Genomic DNA, 20,913 nt, shown 5'->3' on the forward strand with positions numbered 1-20,913 from the left:
CAAAAGGGAGGCAATTTTGTGTTGTGTTTATGGCAAGGAACGGAATGATATTATTGATGCTGGGTGCTTTGTTGGTGCAGGTATTTTCGGGATATGTACTAAAAGCAGATTATGCCATCAATCGTGCCATCTATTTACAGAATTGTGTTAATAAGGCGAAACCTGCTTTACAATGTAAAGGCAAGTGTCAGTTAACACAAAAAATGCAGGAATCAGAGAAAGAGCAACAGCGGTCTGCAGAAAAAGCGGCGTACCAACTCAACCTGCCCGGTGAAATCATGTGTAATCAAAATGCTTTTCTTTCCGAAACTTATTTTGATGTACACGAACAAAGAATTCAATTTTATGAACAACCTGCATTAGTAAAGTCAGGATATACAAGCAATATTTTTCATCCCCCACAGCTGGTATGACATTTTTTTAGTCTGAAAAATTTTTCAAATCACTTAAAAACAATGTCATGAACATTCGTTCTATGAAGGCGCTGCCGAGCCTTCTTATACCGGCTTTTGCCCTAACCGTACAACCATTCAATATTATTAATGGTCAGAAAGTATATAACGACTCTTTTTTCAGCAGAACCCTGGCTCCTGTAAGCGTGTATTCCGTTAAAGGAAAAACACCTCAGAAAACCTACCAGTTAAAGTCTGCCGATTGGATTCAACACGATGCAACACAAGTGTTGACACAGATAGCGGGCTTTAATGCCATCCGCAAATCAGGCAATTTTGGATTTGATCCCGTCTTCCGCGGATTCAAGTGGGAGCAGTTAAACCTGGTAACTGATGGTGCAGTAGGTGCGCATCAGGCCTGTCCCAATCGCATGGATCCCCCCAGCAGTCAGGTTATGATTAATCAGATTAAAGAGATTGAATTATTAAAAGGGCCGCATAATTTCCGTTACGGACCTTCAACAGGAGCTGTCATCAATTTTAAAATGAATGATCCTGTTTTTTCAGATAAAGCGGTAGTCAATGGCCGTATTGGTGCTGGCTATGAAAACAATGGTGCCAATAGAAGAACTGAAGCCTTTATAAATTTGAGTACACAGAAGTTTCAGACTGCTGCTGCTCTTTCCTATTCTGCAGGAGACGATTACAAAGATGGAAGCGGAAACTTACTGCCCGGTGTTTTTAACAGAACAGCCCTGAATTTAAGTGCAGCCTATCTGCTGAAGGCAGGCAAGATTGCTTCTGTTAATATCACCCGAAATATGACACGTAATACCAGCTTTCCTACTTTAATGATGGATTTGTTAAGCGATGATACCTGGATGATTCAAGGTAAATATCAGGTGAATGCGCAGCAAAAATGGTATAGTCAGTGGAATACACAGGTATATACTTCACTGGTAGATCACCAGATGGGGAATGGATTAAGACCTGCTTCTGCCACTATGTTGTCGCATGTTTATGCCAATACCGAAACCAGTGGAGGAAGAACAGAAATTACTATCAGAAGGCCCACAACCGTCTGGTATATTGGAGCAGATATAAAGTATGAATATGCCAATGGTACCCGGTCCAGAAAAATGCTAACTGGAATGATGGCAGGAAAAACATTTTATGATACCCTCTGGCAACAGGGTTCTATACTAAGAACAGGTGCTTTTGTACACACTGAAAAAAAGATGGGCCTGTACCAATTAACTGTATCAGGCAGAATGGATTGGGTGCATTCCAAACCCAACCAGCCTGCAGCTAAAACAGTAGCGGCGAATTCAACCCTGGTTGCCAATGACCTGAATGCCAGCATCAGTGCAGGTATCAGCCGGTATTTCAATCAAAACTGGCAGGCTTCTTTATGGTTAGGCCATGGTGTTAGAAGTGCCAGCATTACTGAAAAGTTTATCAACTCTTTGCCAGTAGGGCTGGATGCGTATGAAGTAGTGGGAGACCCGCATTTAAAACCGGAAGCCAATACACAGATAGATTTTCTTTTGCGTTACAAAACAGAGAATACACAGTTTCAGATAAACGGATACTATGCATTTCTTACCGATTATATTTCTACCATTGTAGACCCGAGTTTAAAACCTGTGGTTACTACTTCTCCCGGCGTTCGTAAATTCATTAATGTAAAAGAAGCAAGTATTATTGGGTTTGAAGTAAGCTGGAATCAGCAACTGGCCAAAGTATTGAATCAGGATATTTCTATGGCCTATGTCCGTGGACAGAACGGGGTGTTGCATCAACCCTTACCCGAAATGAATCCATTCGAAATCAGGTATAAATTAACTGCAGATTTATTGAATAGTAAGCTGCAACCTTATTTATCCATTCGCCAGAGCTTTGCACAGAATCGGGTTTCCACTGCTTTTAATGAAAAAGCCACTGCTGATTTTACTGTTACCGATCTTGGCGTAAAATGGAAACCGGCAACAAAAATTCAATTGACTGCAGTAGCACAAAATGTATTCAACATTACCTATAGAGAACATTTAAGCAGATTCATCAATAATAATTTGCCTTTGAATGCTCCGGGTAGAAATTTTGTCTTCATGATGTCTTATACTTTTTAAGTAAGACTTAATCTGGTAAAATAGTGTTGTTTGCTTAAACAACACTATTTTTAGTTACCCAATTCACTCATGAATGACTGAAACTGTTTTTGAAAGAATTCCCTCTACGCCTCCAATTATCCCCCCGCTTCCTGCTGGTACCAAAAGATTAAAATGGTCGGTTATGGTTCCTGTGTATAATGGACTGGTGTATCTGGAACAAACCTTGAATTCAATTCTGGTACAAGACATGGGTTCGGAAATCATGCAGATTGAAGTGGTGGATGATGTTAGTACGGAGGGTGATGTTGCTGCTATTGTGGAAAGGGTAGGAAATGGAAGAGTGGGATATTACAGACAACCTGTAAATGTGGGGAATGTCCGGAATTTTGAAACCTGTATCAAGCGGTCTGTGGGCGAATATGTACATATTTTACATGGAGACGACTACGTTGAGCCTGGATTTTATAAAGCAATTACTCGTTTGTTTGAAGATTTTCCTGATGCTGGGGCAGCCTGTACAGATTGGAAGGCTGTTGATGATAATGGTAAGGTGGTTTGGGAAAATGCACCGGTGGGCGACGAAAGGGGCTTATTAAAAAACTGGCATCAGCGCATTGCTATTCGTCAGTGGCTGGAACCCCCTGCTGTTGTAGTAAAAAGAAGTGTGTACGAAGACCTGGGTTCATTTTATATGGTTCACTGTTGCGAAGACTGGTTAATGTGGAATAGAATTGCTGCAAAATACCCAGTGGCCTATCATCCTGAAGTGTTGGCAAAATATCGCAACCACGATCAGAATATTACTGCCATTTCTTTCAAAAACCGAAAGAACTTCTTTGATATATACAATACCATGCTCTACAATATTGCCCATTTACCTGAGCACTTAAGAGTAGAGTCAGAGAAAGCTTCCAGAAAAAACTATGCATTTTATTTTGCGAATCTGGCCCATCGGCAATACCATGCCAACCATGATAAAGAAGAAGCTTTAATTGTAGCTAAAGATGCTATGAAGTTTCAGGTGAATGCTTATTCGGTTAAGTCTTATCTGAAATTGTTATTTAAAATTGCCATGCGGTATAAATAAATCCCGCAATCGTTTTACTGCTAACATTCAATACTTTTGCAAGAAACCATTCTGAATGGCATCAACTGCATTTCTATTTGATTTGAACGGGACAATTGTAGACGATATGGCCTACCACAAAAAAGTATGGTACCATGTATTGGTGAATGAGCTGGGAGCCAATATGAGTTTTGAAGAAGTGGCTGCACAGATGTATGGGAAGAACTCAGAGTTGCTGGATCGGGTATTTGGCAAGGGACATTTTAGTCCGGAACAAGTACATGAAATTGAAATGGCCAAGGAAAGAAAATACCAGGAAATTTACCGACCCGATATGCAGGCTCTTCCCGGATTAATAGACTTTCTGGAAGCGGCCCGTCTGGCCGGAATACCCATGGGCATTGGATCTGCAGCTATTCCTTTCAACATTGATTTTGTATTGGATGGTTTGAAAATCAGAACCTATTTTTCCAGTGTGGTAAGTGCATTTGATGTGCCGGTAAGTAAGCCCAATCCGGATGTGTTTTTAAAAGGTGCGGCCGAACTGGGAGTAGCTCCTGAAAATTGCATTGTATTTGAAGATGCACCCAAAGGAGTTGAAGCTGCAGCCAATGCGGGCATGAAAGCAGTGGCCATTACTACCATGCATTCAGAAGAAGAATTCAGCGGATATAATAATATTATTGCCTACACAAAAGACTACCATACGCTAAAGCATTTAATACCCTAAAATCCATTTGTTTTGGTTAAATTGGTTGTTTAAATATAAACCGATGGCCAACCCCGAATGGAAAGGAGTATATCCTGCTTTACTAACCCCCTTTCATGCAGATGAAAGCATAGATGAAGTGCTGTTTATCAAGAACCTGCGAGCTCAGACAGAAGCAGGAGCAAATGGAGTAATTATTGGTGGATCTTTAGGTGAAGCCAGTACACTGCTGAATGAAGAAAAAATTCAGTTGCTGCAAATTGCCAAGAATGAAGTGGGCGATGGATTCCCGGTAATTCTTAATATTGCCGAATCTACCACCAAAGCCGCAGTGGCATTTGCAAAAGCCGCAACGGATGCAGGTGCTGATGGCTTTATGCTTTTACCTCCCATGCGATACAAGTCGGATGATGAAGAAACGGTTACTTTTTTTAAAGCAGTAGCCAATGCTACTCCCCAATCCATTATGATTTACAATAATCCGGTAGATTATAAAATTGAAGTAACATTAGACATGTTTGCTGCTTTGGCTGAATGCAAAAACATTCAGGCCGTAAAAGAATCAACACGTGATGTGTCGAATGTAACGCGCATGAAAAACCGTTTTGGAGATCGCTTTAAAATATTATGTGGCGTAGATACCCTGGCACTGGAAGAATTGTGTTTGGGAGCCGATGGATGGATTGCCGGTTTGGTGGATGCATTTCCCAGAGAGACTGTTGCCATATACAGGTTGATTAAAGCTGGCCGCTTAGCAGAGGCCCTCTCTATTTATCGCTGGTTTCTACCGGTGCTGGAACTGGATATTCATCCTAAGCTGGTGCAGTATATTAAATTGGCTGCAACCCATACCGGCATTGGATCTCCGCATGTAAGGGCGCCACGTTTGGCATTAAAGGGAGAAGAATTGCAGCGGGTAACAAAGACTATAGAAGATGCATTGGCCTGCAGACCGGTGTTGCCTGATTATCTTTCACTGCATTCCTAAAGGTTGCAGAGAGGGTTGATTTTTTAACTGAATTTAGTTTTCAAAAAGCGTATTGATTTTTTCATGTCAAACCATTTACAATCTTATAGTACGGTTCAAAAAGCGTTTCTTCCTGAAACCTTTGCCATCCATTCTCCTGCTGAAATAGAAGCAGCGTTGATGGAAGCCTCGGCGGCTTTTATCCCCTTTGCCAAAAAAACTTTTATTGAGCGCGCTGTTTTTTTAGAAGCTATTGCAGAAGAAATCATGAACTGCGGCGATGCATTGCTGCAAAAAGCGCAGGAAGAAACGGCTTTGCCATTGGCCCGGTTAACCGGAGAAAGAGGCAGAACCTGCACGCAGTTGAACCTCTATGCAAAATTGTTGAGAGAGGGCAACTGGTGTGATGCGGTGATTGATACGGCTATGCCCGACCGCCAGCCCATTCCCAGAGCCGATTTAAGAAGAATCTTGCAACCCATTGGTCCGGTGCTGGTATTTGGTGCCAGCAATTTTCCATTTGCTTACTCAACGGCAGGTGGCGACACGGCTTCTGCATTGGCAGCGGGTTGTCCGGTAATTGTGAAAGCACATGAATCGCATTTGGCTACGAATGCAATGGTGGCTGCAGCGGTTATTAGAGCCGCAGAAAAAACCCATATGCCCAAGGGTGTGTTTGCAACCCTGGTAGGAACAGGAACTGTTTTAGGTCAGCAACTGGCCATGGATGAAAGAATCAAAGCCATCGGATTTACCGGCTCGTATAAAGCGGGAATGGCATTGTATACCACCGCTACACAAAAAAGAAAAACACCCATACCGGTGTATGCAGAAATGAGTAGCATTAATCCGGTTGTTTTATTACCTGAAATACTTGCTGAAAAAACAACAGCTATTGCTTCTGCGCTGGCAGGTTCTATCAGCCTTGGCGTGGGACAGTTTTGTACCAGCCCTGGTTTGTTATTTGCGATTGATGATGCAGCTGCAAAAACTTTTGCGCAGGAATTAGTGAATGCACTCAAAGCAGTAGCACCTGCAACGATGCTGAATCCCACCATCTGCCATGCTTATTATAAAGACAAAGCCAGCCTGGCGAATCAGGAAAATATTCAGGTTTTATTTGAAGGAAATAATCTGGAAGAAAACCATCAGGCTATGCCGGCATTAATGCAAACAAAGGCTGCGCATTTTATGGCAACGCCTGCTTTGCAAAAAGAAGTATTTGGTCCCTGCAGTTTATTGGTGCTCTGTAAAGACATGAATGAAATGAATGCAGCGATTGCTTCTTTAGAAGGACAGTTAACTGGTTCTGTTTATGGCAGTGAACAAGAATTGAAAGCGAATGAAAATCTGATAGATCATTTGCAACAGGCAGTAGGCAGACTGATTTTCAATAATGTACCAACAGGTGTGGAAGTATGTAATGCCATTGTTCATGGTGGACCTTTTCCATCAACAACAGATGCAAGAACTACTTCAGTGGGTCCTGAAGCTATCCGCCGTTTTGCGAGACCCGTTTGTTACCAGGATTGTCCGGATGCATTGCTACCCCTGTATCTGCGCAATGAAAATGAAGCAAATATTTTAAGATTAATCAATGGGGTTTTAACAAAGGCATCGGTTTAAACCACCTCATTTTGACAAAACGAATATTGATTTACAATAGCTATTCATAAAAAAATTTCAACGCTATGGCACATAAAAAATTCTTTTGTATAGATGCACATACCTGTGGTAACCCGGTAAGATTGGTTGCGGGCGGAGGTCCATTACTGGAAGGAAATTCCATGATGGAAAGAAGATTACATTTTTTGCGTGAATACGACTGGATCAGAAAGGGTCTGATGTTTGAACCCCGTGGTCATGATATGATGAGTGGGAGCATTTTGTATCCACCAACCGATCCGCAAAACGATATTGGCGTTTTATACATTGAAACCAGTGGCTGCCTGCCTATGTGTGGTCATGGAACCATTGGTACCATTACCATTGCTATAGAAGAAGGGTTGGTTGAACCTAAAGTTCCGGGGAAGCTTCGTATAGAAACCCCTGCAGGTCTGGTGTTGATAGAATACAAGCAAACAGGGAAGAAAGTAGACTCCGTAAAGCTGACCAATGTGCCTGCTTTTTTGTATGCCACCGATTTAAAAGTGGAGTGTAGTGGATTAGGAACGATTCATGTGGATGTTGCGTATGGTGGAAACTTCTATGCCATTGTAGATCCACAGGAAAACTTTCCCGGCCTTGAACATTATACCGCCGATCAGCTCATTAGCTGGAGCCGTGAATGCAGAAAATATTTGAACGAGCATTATTCTTTTGTGCATCCGGAGAATGAACATATTAAGGGACTCAGCCATTTGCTATGGACGGGTAAACCCTTGAAAGAAAGTTCTACAGCCCGCAATGCTGTTTTTTACGGAGACAAAGCCATTGATCGTTCTCCCTGTGGTACGGGCACTTCGGCTAGAATGGCGCAGTGGTACACAAAAGGCCTATTGAAACAAGGAGATGTTTTTGTACATGAAAGTATTATTGGTTCCATCTTCAATGGTACCATTGAAGGCACTACAACTGTAGCAGGAAAGCCTGCCATTATTCCTGGTATAGAAGGATGGGCCAGAATTACCGGATATAATACCATTATTATTGACGACGAAGATCCTTATGCGCATGGGTTTCAGGTGATTTAAGAAGCAGTTATTATACATGAATATTGAAACAATCATAAAAGAATAGTTATAGAAATAAAATTCACATCACTGTAAAAGCGATTTATGAAAAGTATATTACTAGCATTCGGAATGGCAACCATTTCTGCTACCATGACCCTTGCAACACATGCACAAGTGTCTGCCAATGAATGGATACCTTGTCAGGAAATGCCCACATTGATTCAGCGATTCAATGCAGATAGCAGAGTGCTGAACCGTTATTATAGTCCGGCATTGAATAATGCCCGCGGCGGTGGTGCAGACTGGAGTATTGGATCCCCCGAGAAAAATGAAAGACTGCAAAAACTAATTAAAGAGTATCAGGCACAATTGGCTGCTGTAAATTTTAAAAATCTTTCTCAGGAATGTAAAGCTGATTATATTTTATTCAAGCGGGATTTAGCAAGTCGATTAGAACAGCTGAATCTGGATGTGGCCAACCTGCAAAAAGTAAAGCAGTGGGTGGGATTTACTGATAAAATTTATGCGCTGGAGCAAGTAAGAAGAAGAGGCGGACAGCCCGATGCAAAAGCGGTAGCCAAGGACTGGAATGATATTGTAACCGAAGTAAAGCAATTGCAGGATCAGTTAAAAAAAGTAAACAGCATAGAGCCGGATGAAGTAGCTGCTGCAACCGCTGCTATCACGAATGCGCGCAATGCAGTACAAAGTATTTTTGAATTTTACAATGGATACGATCCATTGTTTAGCTGGTGGGTTCCGGTAACACAGAAGTCATTGGATGAAAGTTTAACCGCTTATGCCAATGCGTTTAAAGCCAAAGCCAACAGCAGTTTAACGGCATCTGATAAAAGTGGAATCGTGGGTGTACAAGCTGGAAGAGAATCCTTGATTAGACAATTAAAGCACGAGATGATTCCTTACACGCCAGAAGAATTAATTGAAGTGGCGAATAAGGAATTTGCCTGGTGCGAAGCAGAAATGCTGAAAGCTTCTAAAGAAATGGGTTTTGGCAATGATTGGAAAGCAGCATTAGAGAAAGTAAAGAATACTTATGTGCCCGAGGGTAAGCAGCCAGAACTGATTTTGAGATTATACAACGAGAACATTGACTTCTTAAAGAAGAATCAATTGATCACGATTCCGCCTTTGGCCGAAGAAACCTGGGGTATGATGATGATGAGTCCGGAGAGACAACTGGTGGCTCCTTTCTTTTTAGGGGGTGCAGATATTTTGATTTCTTATCCCACCAACACCATGACGTATCCCGATAAAATGATGAGTATGCGAGGAAACAATCCACATTTTTCAAAAGCCGTGGTGCATCATGAATTAATTGCAGGACACAATCTGCAGCAGTTTGTAAATCAGCGAAACAGAACCTATAGAAATTTCGGAACGCCTTTCTGGTCTGAAGGCTGGGCATTATACTGGGAATTGATTTTATGGGATATGCAGTTTGCCAAAACACCGGAAGACCGCATTGGCATGTTGTTCTGGCATATGCATCGTTGCGCCAGAATTATTTTCTCTTTGAATTATCATACCAGCAAATGGACTCCACAACAGTGTATTGATTTCTTGGTAGACAAAGTGGGACACGAACGCGCAAACGCAGAAGGCGAAGTAAGAAGATCTTTTACTGGTGGATATCCTCCATTGTATCAATTGGCTTACTTAACTGGCGGTCGTCAGTTCTATGCATTGAAAAAGGAATTGGTAGACAGTAAAAAAATGAGTTACAAAGAATTTCATGACCAGGTTATGAAACTCAATGCCATGCCAGTAGAAATGGTGAGGGCTATTTTAACCAAACAGCCACTCACCGAAGATTTTGCTACGAACTGGCGCTTTTATGAAAAGCAATAAAGCGCGATAGCGTGCTAAAACAATTATACGCGGTACCAGTCTGCTCTCCAATTTTGGATGCTCAACTTAATTTCTTTGTTCGATAAGTTTTCTGCAGCGGCTTTAGCGGCCAATGCAGGAAACTCTTCGTCGCATGCAAAACGCAGTGCAATGATTTGTCCGATGCGTAATTGAGATGGCAATAGTTTACCCGTTAAAGCAAAATGACGAAGATTCTCTTCGGCTCTGATAGCCCTGTCTTGTGCTTTTAAGGCAAAAATGCGGATGTAGGCAAAGAAAAAACCACAGATTACAGCAATCACACAAATCAAAGAAGCGGAATAGATGTTTTCTGGCGCTGAATGACTTAGGTTAACAAAGGAGCCGATTAATAAGGCAAGAATAGCAAAGAAGGTAATTCCATGCCAGCCAAATACCAGCTGACTGTGATTCTTATAATTCTGTTGTTTCATAATGGTTTGTTTGATTCAAATATAATCCTTTGCCCATCATTTTAAACTTAATTAGATTTAGGATACAAAAATCAAAATCAGCATGCGTTTGAAAAATTGTATACTACTCGGTGTGCTTTGCTTGGGATCATATGCGGCCATGGCTCAAACCCAAAAATCATCTTTTATTAAACTGGTTTGGTCCGATGAGTTTAACGGCAAAGGTTTGCCAGATGCTAAAAAATGGGGTTATGATACCGCCATGGGCTGCCCCAATATTTGTGGATGGGGTAACAATGAATTACAATACTATACGTATAAAAACACGAATAATGCCCGTGTAGAAAATGGTATGCTTGTGGTAGAAGCGCGTAAAGAAAAAATGGGGGAAGCTCAATATACCAGTGCTCGTTTGGTAACGAAAAACAAGGGCGATTGGAAATATGGACGTATAGATGTACGCGCCAAACTGCCCGCCGGACGTGGCATGTGGCCTGCTATCTGGATGTTACCCACCGATTGGAAATATGGTGGATGGCCGCATAGTGGTGAAATAGATATCATGGAAAACGTGGGGTATTGGCCTGATTCTGTTTTAGGAACCGTGCATACCAATGCGTACAACGGTATGAAAGGAACACAGAAAACCAAGGGCATGAATTTCAAAGATTTGTCTACAGCCTTTCATGTGTATAGCATTGAATGGGATGCAGAAGAAATTCGATTTTATGTAGATAATATCTTGTACAATGAATTTAAGAATACCCATAAAGGAGTTGACGAATGGCCCTTTGATCAACGCTTTCATTTGTTAATCAATATTGCCGTGGGTGGCAACTGGGGTGGAGTAAAAGGAGTAGACGATAGTATATTCCCGCAGAAAATGTATGTGGACTATGTAAGAGTATATCAATAACGAAGCTTACCCTGACTAGGTAAATAAAAAGCATGACAGGAACGTAAGTATCGCTCCATTTCATTTTTAGTATTTCCCAACACCGTAGCACTGAAAGCATATATGTTCAGCATCGATTGAATGTACATTTCACAGTCTCTTTGTTGGGAATTTTCTTGTAAGGACCGGTGATATTCGTCGGCATAAACAATGGGAATGATGATTTTAGAAAGATTCCTCGAAGACAGTTCTGCGTTCATCGTAATCAAAGCCAATACTTCGTTCCCATCCCAAAAAGGTTTCACTTCTAAAATAAGACAATGCAGGTAAATGGCTTTTGCAAAAGGGTCCTGTAAAAGAAGGTACCAGTCAAAAGCTTTTAACAAAGTCCCTTCAATTAACTCATGCGAAACCCATTCTGTTTTTCCAGAGGGATTAAAGCTGGCTATAAATTCACCGGGGTACTTGTTGGGTCGCGAAGCCAGTAACTTCGCATGGCGTTTTTTCAAAAGTTCCAGCAAAGCCTCCCCTGTTTTTGGGGTGAATGCCATTTCTTTCTTGCTGGCCACCAGTTGATAATTGAACAGGAGGTCTTCCCCGTCTTCTTTTCTGCCTCCAACCACTGTGCCCGTTTCAATAATATGACGGGCTTCGGCCAGTTCAAAATCATTGCCAACCAGGTACTGGGAGAAATAACTTTCAAAAAAAGCGAAGTGCTGATACGTAACTGTTGCTGTGTTCAGGTCGGTGTACAGGGGGAAGTTTTTTCCAGCCAAAGCCATGTAAAGACCTTCCATGAGTTGAATAGTGGGCAGGTGGAAGGGGTTACCCAACAAGTTACTCAACAAACCAGAATGGCGTTTTGCCTTATCAGCAGATTCATTGATTTCCGCATTAATGAGCAAACTGAGTTGCTTAAATTCCTTCTCTAAACCAAGCATGGGGGCCAGAACCCGGGCCTGCTCTTTTAGCCGAATTAGGGCCGAATTGGAGTGAATTTGGTGAATTTCGGCAAGTTTTTGGGCGATTTCCTCGAATTTTAGCGTTTTTGCAGCTTCTTCTGATTTTCGGATGGGCATGCAGTTTTCAAGAAAAGCTCGGGCATCTTGGGAACGAAACAGCTTTTCGAAAAAGGGTTGATCGTCCAGAATAGGCCCCTTACCCTTGAACAAATGGATGGTTAATCCAGGCAGATCTACTACTTTATTGTATAAATAAGTAAGGTAAATATGACCATTCGGGGTGGGTTTGCATTCCAGGGCAGAGCGATGGCTTAAAACGGCACCCGGATACAAATGGGCTAGAATCCTAAACCAGTTTCTGCGAACAATTGCATGCGTATTATCCGCAAGGTTGGTGGTGTAAACACGGGGTGCAATTTTATAAGCCAGTCCCTTGCGAACCAGCTGCTGAATCCGCTTAGATTCCCCTGAATTGGCCGATCCAAAGACGATTTCGGCCAAAGCAGCAGCTCCATTTTTTTCCATTAAATCAATTGAATGATTAAAATAGACAAAAATTTTTATAATTATTTATATTTACAGAAAATAAATTAGCAATAAAGGGGTAAAATGGAAAATATTTTAGAATAGTGATTCTGGCTCTCCATACTCGTCCAATTTCTCTTTTTGGGACTTATAATAAGTCGCAACATCATCTGTTTGAACAAGATCAACCCCTAAAATCTCTTTAAAATAGTAGTTATACAGTTCAATTTTGGTGAACTTTTCAACCGGTTCCCAGATTTGGACATCTGTTAAATACAGTTCCATGGCTTCCTTTTGTGGGAAAAGCTTATAGTCCATTTTGGACTGTCCCATCAGGAAATAACCAGGATAAACAAAATCCATCTGGCGACTCCGGGCAAAATCCTTGGTCAGAAGAATGATGTACTTGCCAATACTGAATCGCTTATAATCGGGATGGTAAAAATGCAGAACAGACATCAATGCCTGTTTGCCAATGTCAAAAAAACCAACTCCTATCAAACGACCTTTATTGCGAATATTGATCATTAAGGTATCGAAAGCTGAATCTTCAGTATTCATTTCCGGAATACATTCCCGACATGTAAAGTACCCGTCAAAAGGAATGGTCAGGTAATATTCGTAATACAAAAGTTCGATTTCAGGGGTTAGATAGGCGGGCTCAATGGTATAAGTGAAGCCGGCACATTTTTTTCTAATTCTCCTGGTTGTTTTGGTTTCTTTTGCCTTGCTTAAGTTGAGCCTCAGCCAAAAGGCAATGTCTGTAATCCTTCTTCTGCCTTCATAACCAATAGGTACTTCCTGGGTGGTAAAAAGCTCATTGCCCATTCTAAAATATCCATTCGCCAGTGCATGGTCTAAAACTTTGCCTTTATAAATACCAGGGTGCGCTTCCATAATATAAAGTTAACAAACTGCTGTTTACCAATAGATGGTAATGGGTAAGTTCAATTTTGCATCTCAAGCTTATCTATGCCTACAAAAAAATTTGATCCAACTGTTTTATTTCAATCTTGCCAGACTGTTTTTACTAAGACCAAAGATAAAATCATTCAACCCATTGGTTTGTTGGGGGTTGAACAAGAGGTTAACCTTCTGTCTACATTTTTTGGGATTAATGAGATTGAAGTGTATGTGCTAACCTATTTTATAAATAAAGCGCTCAATGATGATACTGTGTATTGGGATAAAATTATTAATCATTTTGGAGATGATTTATCCCAGTTGCCCCTAATGAATAAAGCCTTACAAGTCTTAATTAAAAAGGGAAGATTACAAGAAAAACCCAAAAGCAGAAATGGTAAAAATGAATTCTTTATAATAGGGATTATGCATCCGAGAACGATAAAAGCACTTTTGTCGGGCAATCGACAGGATCTAAAAGCAAAGCCAGTAAAAAGTTTTGTTGAATTATTGGAACTCATTGATGAGCAAATTCACTTAAAAGACTATGATACCATAAGTGGCGAAGCCATGCATGCCGAAGTTGAATCAATATTAATAACGAATAAGCATTTTAGGGAAATTCAATGGTTGAAAAAAATTGAACTCAGTACTGCAGAAAAATTACTGTTGTTTCAATTGGTATCAGAAACATTTGAAAATATTGATTTGTCTAATTTGCCCGAACTAATCAAGAAGGCAGCAGCAAATAAAGAGGAAGCCCGTCAGATCCAAAACTGTTTGTTAACCGGAGTAAGTGCCTTGTTATTACACGATTTAATTGAATTGGAACCCAATCAGTTTATGCAATGCGAGTTGGGCTCTCTAAGTAAGAAAAGTTACGAGGAGTTTTTTCATGAAGGAACCCTACTGCTAAAGAAAACCTTTTCAACACGGGTATGCACTTTAATTGAATCCCAGAAAATTGAGGCAGAGCCCCTGTTCTTTAATGGCACTGTGGCTAGGCATATTCAGCCTTTGCAAAATGCCTTGTTGGAGGAAAATTATATTGCCCTATGCAATCAAATTAAAGGAACCAATAAAGGATTCACTTTACTATTTCATGGGGCGCCAGGAACAGGGAAAACCGCACTGGCTAAGCAGTTGGCATTGCAAACTGGCAGGAATTTGTTGATGGTAGATGCCGCTTCTATTCGAAATATGTATGTAGGCGAATCAGAAAAAAATATTCGAAGAATCTTTAAAGAATACATGCAGGCCAAACAGCATTTTGACTTGCATCCCATATTGTTATTCAACGAGGCGGATGCATTGATTGCAAAGCGAATAGCCGTGAACAGCAGTGTAGACCAAATGAACAACGCCATGCAGAATATACTCCTGCAATACCTAGAAGATTTTGAAGGCATTTTTATTGCCACTACCAATTTGGCGTCCAACTTGGATGAGGCTTTTAACCGAAGGTTTCTTTATAAGGTAGAATTTAAAAACCCCGACAAGGAAGTTCGGCTACAAATGATGCAGCACCATTATCCCCACCTGCCCATTCATTTTTTACAGCAATTGAATGATCGCTATGCGCTAACGGGTGCACAGTTTATCAATATCAATAAGAAAATGTTGGTAGAGAAAATGCTCCATCCCGATATAGATACGCTGGTTTTATTAGAACAACTCTGTGCAGAGGAGCGCCAAGGAATGGGCAAACAAAAAACACAGCCTATAGGATTTATGAAAAGGGCTTAGCGGGTATAGTTTTCCCAAATCCATAGAGCCAGGTTTTTTGTAGAAGACCAGGTTGTCTGGGGAGAGAATAAGCTCGTGGGCAATGGTGCTGATTTGGGTGGGTTCGGGAATGCCGTATTTTTCTTGTAGCATTTTTCGGATGGGGGGATTTAGTTCCATCAAATGTTGCAGCAGGTTTCTATATGACAGATTGCTGCCTATGACCGTATGTATGCCCACTGCGGGTCCGTTCAGAATAATCCGAAACAATTGTATACTTAAAGAAGTAGGCTTGGCTTGTACTAAATTCCAAATATCGTCTATGATGAGCAGTTGGTAAGGAAGTTTTATGGTGTTCCATAGATTGAGGGCATGGTATTTCTCAAAACTTATAATGCGCTTTTGTTTCATAATGCGGGATCGAGACTGCATTTCACGCAAGACTGCGTTCAATAATTTGGATCGGTTACTATGGGTGCTGTTTTCGGGTTCGTCGGTACAGAAATAGGAACAGTCATTTGGGTCTGCAGGAAAAACATACCTGCTGTTGCCAATAAAGTAAGGTTTTCCTAATTCGGAGGCTGTAATCCCCGCGGACTCCGCTAATAAAAGCTCCCGCATAAAAGGCTCCAGCTCACTCGAAAAAGAGTAAGACACCATCAAAAGCGGCACTTGCGCCAAATCTATTTGCTGCGCTTCGTTACTACTATTTAATCCTATGGTCAATGGAAATTTCAAGGGGACAAAATTACGTTGCAGGGAAGAATCAAAACTAAGGTGTACCTTTAACAATAGTGCCAATAGCACAGGAATCAATCCCCCCCGAAATATCCGCCTGGCTATTGACGAAGCAAAACTATTTTCCCTGATTGTAACCTATTGGTAATGCCGAAAAACAAATCTGCTGTTTTACGTTATAGAATTATTGATGGCTGTTTAACCAATAGCATGCACCCCTATCCAACGCTGGAGTTCATTCAGCAAAAAATTGCTTCGCAGTTGGATAAGCCCATTTCTATCTCGATGCTGAACAAAGATTTAGCGGCCATGAAGGAAATATATGGGGCGCCGATAGTTTATGATAAACAGCGGGGAGGCTACTATTACAGCGAGAAAAAATTCTCAATTTCTGAATTTCCTTTAACGGGTGAAGAAATTGAAGCCCTGGATTTTTCTACGGCATTATTGCAGCAAATCCGTGGTACCAGAATATTTCAGCAATTTGAAAATGCCATTAATAAAGTAATTGAAGGTTACCGCATCAGTAAAATTGAAGGCATTGCCCAGCATCAAATTTTACAAGTAGAAGAACCCGTGCGGCCGCAGAACAGTCCTTTCTTAGAAGAGCTGTTGCAGAGTATTATTCACCAGAAAGCATTGGAAGTAACGTATCAAGGCTATGGCCGGGAAGCCAAAGTACATCAGTTCTCTGCCCACTTATTAAAAGAGTATCGCAACTGTTGGTATGTAGTGGGCTATTCGGATAGGGCCAAGAACTTACTGATGTTTGCCCTTGACCGAATCAAAACCATTGCGGATAGTAAGAGCCGATATATTAAAGTAGACAGTTTTGATCCCCAGGAATTCTTTCAATACTCTTTTGGCATTACACAGATACACGAAGCGAAGCCCGAGAAAGTGGTATTGCAGTTTACAGCATTTCAGGCGCCCTTTGTATTAAACCAGCCCTTGCATCACTCACAAAAACTGTTAAAACAAAATGATGATATTGTAGAAATAGAATATCATGTGTATATTACAACTGAGTTAATCATGACCATTCTTTCTTATGGAAAGCAGGTGAAAGTGTTGGCTCCTAAAACCTTAAAAAATCAAATAAAAGCAACTGTGCAAGAAATGGCTGCGCTGTACGCTTAACCCTCCTCCCCAATTGTTACCACTCTGCCAATAGGTGGCAGACCCCCCGCTTATATTTGTTCAAAATATTGACTATGGACCCAATGGTAATTGTTATTGGGGGTGGATTAGTGCTGTTAGCCATTTTAGCCACCCTATTTTTTGCGAAGTCTCGAACAGCCGCCGCGCTGACTGTTTTACAAGAGCAAGTGAGACAGAAAGAAATGCAATTGCAAGAGCAATTGAGTTTTCGTGCTTTGTTGCAAACCGAGAAAGAGCAACTGCTTAGCCGTCTTTCTAAAACGGAAGCCCTTCTAGAAAATAGCCAGGCTGCTTTGAAAGAAGCCAAAGAAACCAATACCTCACTGGGTGCCCAATTAAAATTAGAGTTCGCTGAAATCGCTAATAAAGTGATGCAGAACAGCAGCGAACAATTGCGTGTGAAGAGCGAAGAAAAAATTGGCGAAATCTTAAAGCCATTGAAAACAGAACTAGGTGAGTTCAAGAAGAAAGTGGAAGATGTATATGTGGCAGAAGCCAAGGATCGTCATGTGTTAAAGGCTGAGATAGACCGACTGATCACCATGAGCCAGCAAGTAAGTCAGGAAGCGAATAATTTAACCACCGCACTTAAAGGCAATAACAAGACCCAGGGGAACTGGGGCGAAATGTTGTTGGAAAGCATATTAGAAAACAGCGGACTGATTAAAGGCAATCAATTTGTAACCCAAGAATTCATTCGGGACGCTGCTGGCAATATCATTAAAGACGAGGAAGGACGGGGCTTACAGCCAGATGTGATGGTGAAGTATCCCGATCAACGCACGATTATTATAGACTCTAAAGTTTCCTTGGTGCATTGGGAACAATATGTAAACAGCGAAGAGGAAACCGAACGCAACAAAGCGATGAGCTTGCATTTGAGTTCCTTAAAGTCGCATATTGATGGGCTGAGTAAAAAGAATTATCCCCGATATGCGAAGGCATTGGATTATGTATTGCTCTTTGTTCCGATTGAGCCCGCGTTTTTAGAAGCGGTGAAAAAAGACACGAATTTGTGGAAGTATGCCTATGATAAAAATATCATGTTGGTAAGCCCCACGAATTTATTGGCGGTCCTAAAAATTATTGCCGACCTCTGGAAAGTGGAACAGCAAAACCAAAATGCCATTGAGATTGCGGAGAAAGCGGGTATGATGTATGATAAGTTTGTAGGCTTCATCAGTAACTTAGAAGATGTGGGCAAGAAGATTGAAGCCGCACAGGAATCGTATAAGGTTGCTTTTAATCAATTGAGTACGGGCAGAGGAAACCTAGTGGGTCGTGCAGAAGAATTGAAGAAGATGGGTGCCAAAGCACAGAAACAGATTCCGGATAAAATTATTTATGAGTTGAAATAGTAAATGTAATGTTTAAAATTAACGATAGAGTTACTCTAATAAATAGGGATGACATCCATGGAATAATTAGTACTGTTAAGCAGAGTGGCTTCATTACTTATTATGGTATTATGCTTGATACTGGTGATTTAGTGACTGAAATGGAGGGAAATATTAGATATAAGGTTGAGAACCCAAGTCCGATTGATTTATTTCGACAACTTAATTATGAAACGAAAGAAGAATACATTGTTCGAATTGTTATAAATAAAATGTTTGGGAATAACAATGATATTATTGCAACACTAAAATCCTCTAAAACTACATTTCTACCATATCAGTTTAAGCCTTTGAGTAAATTTTTAAAATCTGAAAATAGAAGATTATTGATTGCTGATGAAGTGGGTTTGGGTAAAACAATTGAAGCTGGTTATATTTTAACTGAACTTTTCCTTAGAGATCAAATTAAAAACTGTTTAATTATTTGTAAGGCATCATTAAAAGAAAAATGGCAAACAGAATTAAAACTGAAATTTGGATTTGATTTTAAAATTTATAATCGCCAAGAATTAATTTCTAAAATCAAAGAAGACTCAAAGGTTGGCCAAAAAGCAATATTTGGAATTATAAATTATGATTATAAGGAGAAAGCTAGTCAAGAAATCTTAGAGTTAATGCAAAAAGAGCATTACTATTTTGATATGTTAATTATCGACGAAGCTCATATTTTGCGTAATGAAGAAACAATTAAACATAAAGCCGTTAAAAAAATTCTTGAAACTACAGTTAATTGTATTTTTCTTACTGCAACCCCAGTAATGACATCTTTAAAAAATTTATACAGTCTTGTAAAAATTCTTGAGCCTCGTTATGATAATTACAAAGATCCAAAACAAAATATGGATTTCGGGTACTCACTTTTTATGGATCATCTTGAATTAAGTAATCCTTTCATAGATGCATTAAATAAAATAAATCTAGGGGTTAATCCTAAAAAAGTTATTTCTGATTTAGTAAATAAGGAAATCACTTTAAAATATACGCTCTTAGATGATTCTTACTCATATTCGCAGGTGGTTAAACTAACTGATAGATTTAAAAACGATATTTTATTTCAATCAGTAATAAGCATGAATAAGATAATTGATTTCAGGCCATCTGATGTTGCGTTGTTAAAAAAGAAACTTGCCGATTTAAATTCATTCCAAGATATTATCACTAGAACAAGAAGGCGCGAAGTACAAACAAATATTAAAACGGTAACTAGAAGGGCAGAAAAGATACCAGTATATTTTACTCCATCTGAAATGGATTTATATGAATCAATTTTATATGATTTTGAAGATACTCCTTTGAAATTAGTTACAAGAAAACGACAAGCTACAAGTTGTTTACCTGTTTACATTGAAAAATATATCTCTAATGATTTTAATTCTTCCATTGACTTCGAAGACTCTAAATTCAAAGAATTCAGAAAAATTGTCGAGAAAGTCGTGGTACAAAATGGCAAAAAGTTGATTGTGTTTTCTTTTTTTAAAGATACTCTAAGATATCTTGAGACATTACTAAATGCCAATAATATACAAACCATAAAGATTGATGGGGACACTCCAATTAGTAATCGTCAGGAGCAAGTTGATAAGTTTAAACTTAGTATTAAACCACTTGTTTTGCTGTCTTCAGAAGTAGGGAGTGAAGGGTTAGATATGCAATTTTGCGACGCTTTGGTTAATTATGACTTGCCATGGAATCCAATGGTGGTAGAACAACGCATTGGTAGAATTGATAGGATTGGTCAAAATTCTGACGTAATTCATATTTATAATTTATGTATTCAAGATACAATTGAAGATCAAATATTTGAGAGATTACTTAATCGCATACACATATTTGATCAGTCAATTGGCGGATTAGAAGATATATTAAGCTCTGATGATAGCATATTCTCTACTAACGAAGGACTTGAAAGTATTATTTATGGGTGTAAATTATCGCCAGATGCAATTGAGCAAAAACTGAGAGAGATTGAAGTTGCTATTGAGCAGGCAGAACTTACTAAAAAACAAATTCAGGAAAACTTAGAAGATTCATTTTTAAATGAACAATATATTAATGATGAAATTGATTCAATAAACAAGCAAAAAAAGTATATAACACAAGATGATATAAGAGCTCTAATGAAATTACTTTTTCAAAGTAGACTCTCATCATTAGGATGTAATTTGGAACAAGGGCATTCTTACATTAGGTGGTCTAATGGTGATCATGGCCTTTTTGATTTTATAGAACAAAATATTCCTATAAGGATAAAAAATCCTCAATTATATTCAAAGTATATTGATTTTAAAAGTAGATATATTAAGGAAAGTAAAGTAAAAATCACTTTCGATCAAGAAGAAGCTTATGAAAATAAGCTTTATCGTAAGTAAACTTCGTTAGTAGCATAC

At 39.8% G+C, this 20,913-nt stretch carries 17 protein-coding genes; 13 read left to right on the top strand and 4 right to left on the bottom strand.

What is annotated here, in order from left to right; all coding sequences use genetic code 11:
- Positions 1-29: 29 nt before the first annotated feature.
- The 8 genes from P767_RS17715 (at position 30) to P767_RS0111300 (ending at position 9,789) form a co-directional block, all read left to right on the top strand.
- Positions 30-413: a hypothetical protein gene (locus P767_RS17715; RefSeq protein WP_051417316.1), complete on the top strand. Its 384-nt coding sequence runs from the start codon at positions 30-32 to the stop codon at positions 411-413.
- Between the two features lie 47 nt (positions 414-460).
- On the top strand, positions 461-2,521 hold the full coding sequence (locus P767_RS16885; RefSeq protein ID WP_051417317.1) for a TonB-dependent receptor domain-containing protein: 2,061 nt from the start codon (positions 461-463) through the stop codon (positions 2,519-2,521).
- 73 nt (positions 2,522-2,594) lie between these two features.
- Positions 2,595-3,590 (top strand): glycosyltransferase, encoded by a 996-nt coding sequence (locus P767_RS0111275; RefSeq protein ID WP_037351771.1) that lies wholly within the window; start codon positions 2,595-2,597, stop codon positions 3,588-3,590.
- Positions 3,591-3,645: 55 nt separating this feature from the next.
- Entirely contained in the window at positions 3,646-4,299 is a 654-nt protein-coding gene (locus P767_RS0111280) for an HAD family hydrolase (protein WP_026764579.1), read from the top strand.
- Positions 4,300-4,342: 43 nt separating this feature from the next.
- A complete protein-coding gene (locus P767_RS0111285; protein ID WP_026764580.1) occupies positions 4,343-5,266 on the top strand; it encodes a dihydrodipicolinate synthase family protein in 924 nt (307 codons plus the stop codon).
- 63 nt (positions 5,267-5,329) lie between these two features.
- On the top strand, positions 5,330-6,871 hold the full coding sequence (locus P767_RS0111290; protein WP_051417318.1) for an aldehyde dehydrogenase (NADP(+)): 1,542 nt from the start codon (positions 5,330-5,332) through the stop codon (positions 6,869-6,871).
- 65 nt (positions 6,872-6,936) lie between these two features.
- A complete protein-coding gene (locus P767_RS0111295) occupies positions 6,937-7,938 on the top strand; it encodes a 4-hydroxyproline epimerase (protein ID WP_026764582.1) in 1,002 nt (333 codons plus the stop codon).
- Between the two features lie 84 nt (positions 7,939-8,022).
- On the top strand, positions 8,023-9,789 hold the full coding sequence (locus P767_RS0111300) for a DUF885 family protein (RefSeq protein ID WP_026764583.1): 1,767 nt from the start codon (positions 8,023-8,025) through the stop codon (positions 9,787-9,789).
- Positions 9,790-9,812: 23 nt separating this feature from the next.
- Here the strand turns inward: P767_RS0111300 and P767_RS0111305 are convergent, their stop codons facing one another.
- Positions 9,813-10,241, bottom strand: a complete 429-nt coding sequence (locus P767_RS0111305) for a DUF6526 family protein (protein ID WP_026764584.1) — start codon at positions 10,239-10,241, stop codon at positions 9,813-9,815.
- 139 nt (positions 10,242-10,380) lie between these two features.
- On the opposite strand from P767_RS0111305, the gene P767_RS0111310 reads away from it, so the two are divergent.
- Positions 10,381-11,136, top strand: coding sequence for a glycoside hydrolase family 16 protein (locus tag P767_RS0111310; RefSeq protein WP_245586880.1), 756 nt, complete (start codon positions 10,381-10,383; stop codon positions 11,134-11,136).
- Here P767_RS0111310 and P767_RS0111315 read toward each other — a convergent pair.
- Both P767_RS0111315 and P767_RS0111320 read right to left on the bottom strand, forming a co-directional pair.
- The gene (locus P767_RS0111315) at positions 11,130-12,602 is read right to left on the bottom strand and encodes a Fic family protein (RefSeq protein ID WP_026764586.1); all 1,473 of its coding nucleotides are present in this window, start codon (positions 12,600-12,602) and stop codon (positions 11,130-11,132) included. The two genes, P767_RS0111310 and P767_RS0111315, sit on opposite strands and share 7 nt — an antisense overlap.
- Before the next feature lie 96 nt (positions 12,603-12,698).
- Entirely contained in the window at positions 12,699-13,499 is an 801-nt protein-coding gene (locus P767_RS0111320) for a GNAT family protein (protein ID WP_026764587.1), read from the bottom strand.
- Positions 13,500-13,574: 75 nt separating this feature from the next.
- Here P767_RS0111320 and P767_RS17720 point away from each other — a divergent pair, with 75 nt between their 5' ends.
- Positions 13,575-15,251, top strand: coding sequence for an ATP-binding protein (locus P767_RS17720; protein WP_051417320.1), 1,677 nt, complete (start codon positions 13,575-13,577; stop codon positions 15,249-15,251).
- Here P767_RS17720 and P767_RS18365 read toward each other — a convergent pair.
- Positions 15,171-15,968, bottom strand: a complete 798-nt coding sequence (locus tag P767_RS18365; RefSeq protein WP_157611497.1) for a hypothetical protein — start codon at positions 15,966-15,968, stop codon at positions 15,171-15,173. The two genes, P767_RS17720 and P767_RS18365, sit on opposite strands and share 81 nt — an antisense overlap.
- A 147-nt stretch (positions 15,969-16,115) precedes the next feature.
- Between P767_RS18365 and P767_RS0111335 the strand changes: the two genes are divergently transcribed.
- The 3 genes from P767_RS0111335 (at position 16,116) to P767_RS0111345 (ending at position 20,895) form a co-directional block, all read left to right on the top strand.
- Entirely contained in the window at positions 16,116-17,108 is a 993-nt protein-coding gene (locus tag P767_RS0111335; protein ID WP_026764588.1) for a helix-turn-helix transcriptional regulator, read from the top strand.
- A gap of 74 nt (positions 17,109-17,182) precedes the next feature.
- Positions 17,183-18,487 carry a DNA recombination protein RmuC gene (rmuC, locus tag P767_RS0111340; RefSeq protein ID WP_051417321.1) on the top strand — a complete coding sequence of 435 codons (1,305 nt, stop codon included), beginning with the start codon at positions 17,183-17,185 and terminating at the stop codon, positions 18,485-18,487.
- Between the two features lie 8 nt (positions 18,488-18,495).
- Entirely contained in the window at positions 18,496-20,895 is a 2,400-nt protein-coding gene (locus P767_RS0111345) for a DEAD/DEAH box helicase (RefSeq protein WP_026764590.1), read from the top strand.
- Positions 20,896-20,913 lie beyond the last annotated feature (18 nt).

This window comes from Sediminibacterium salmoneum NBRC 103935, assembly GCF_000511175.1.
GTDB lineage: Bacteria > Bacteroidota > Bacteroidia > Chitinophagales > Chitinophagaceae > Sediminibacterium > Sediminibacterium salmoneum.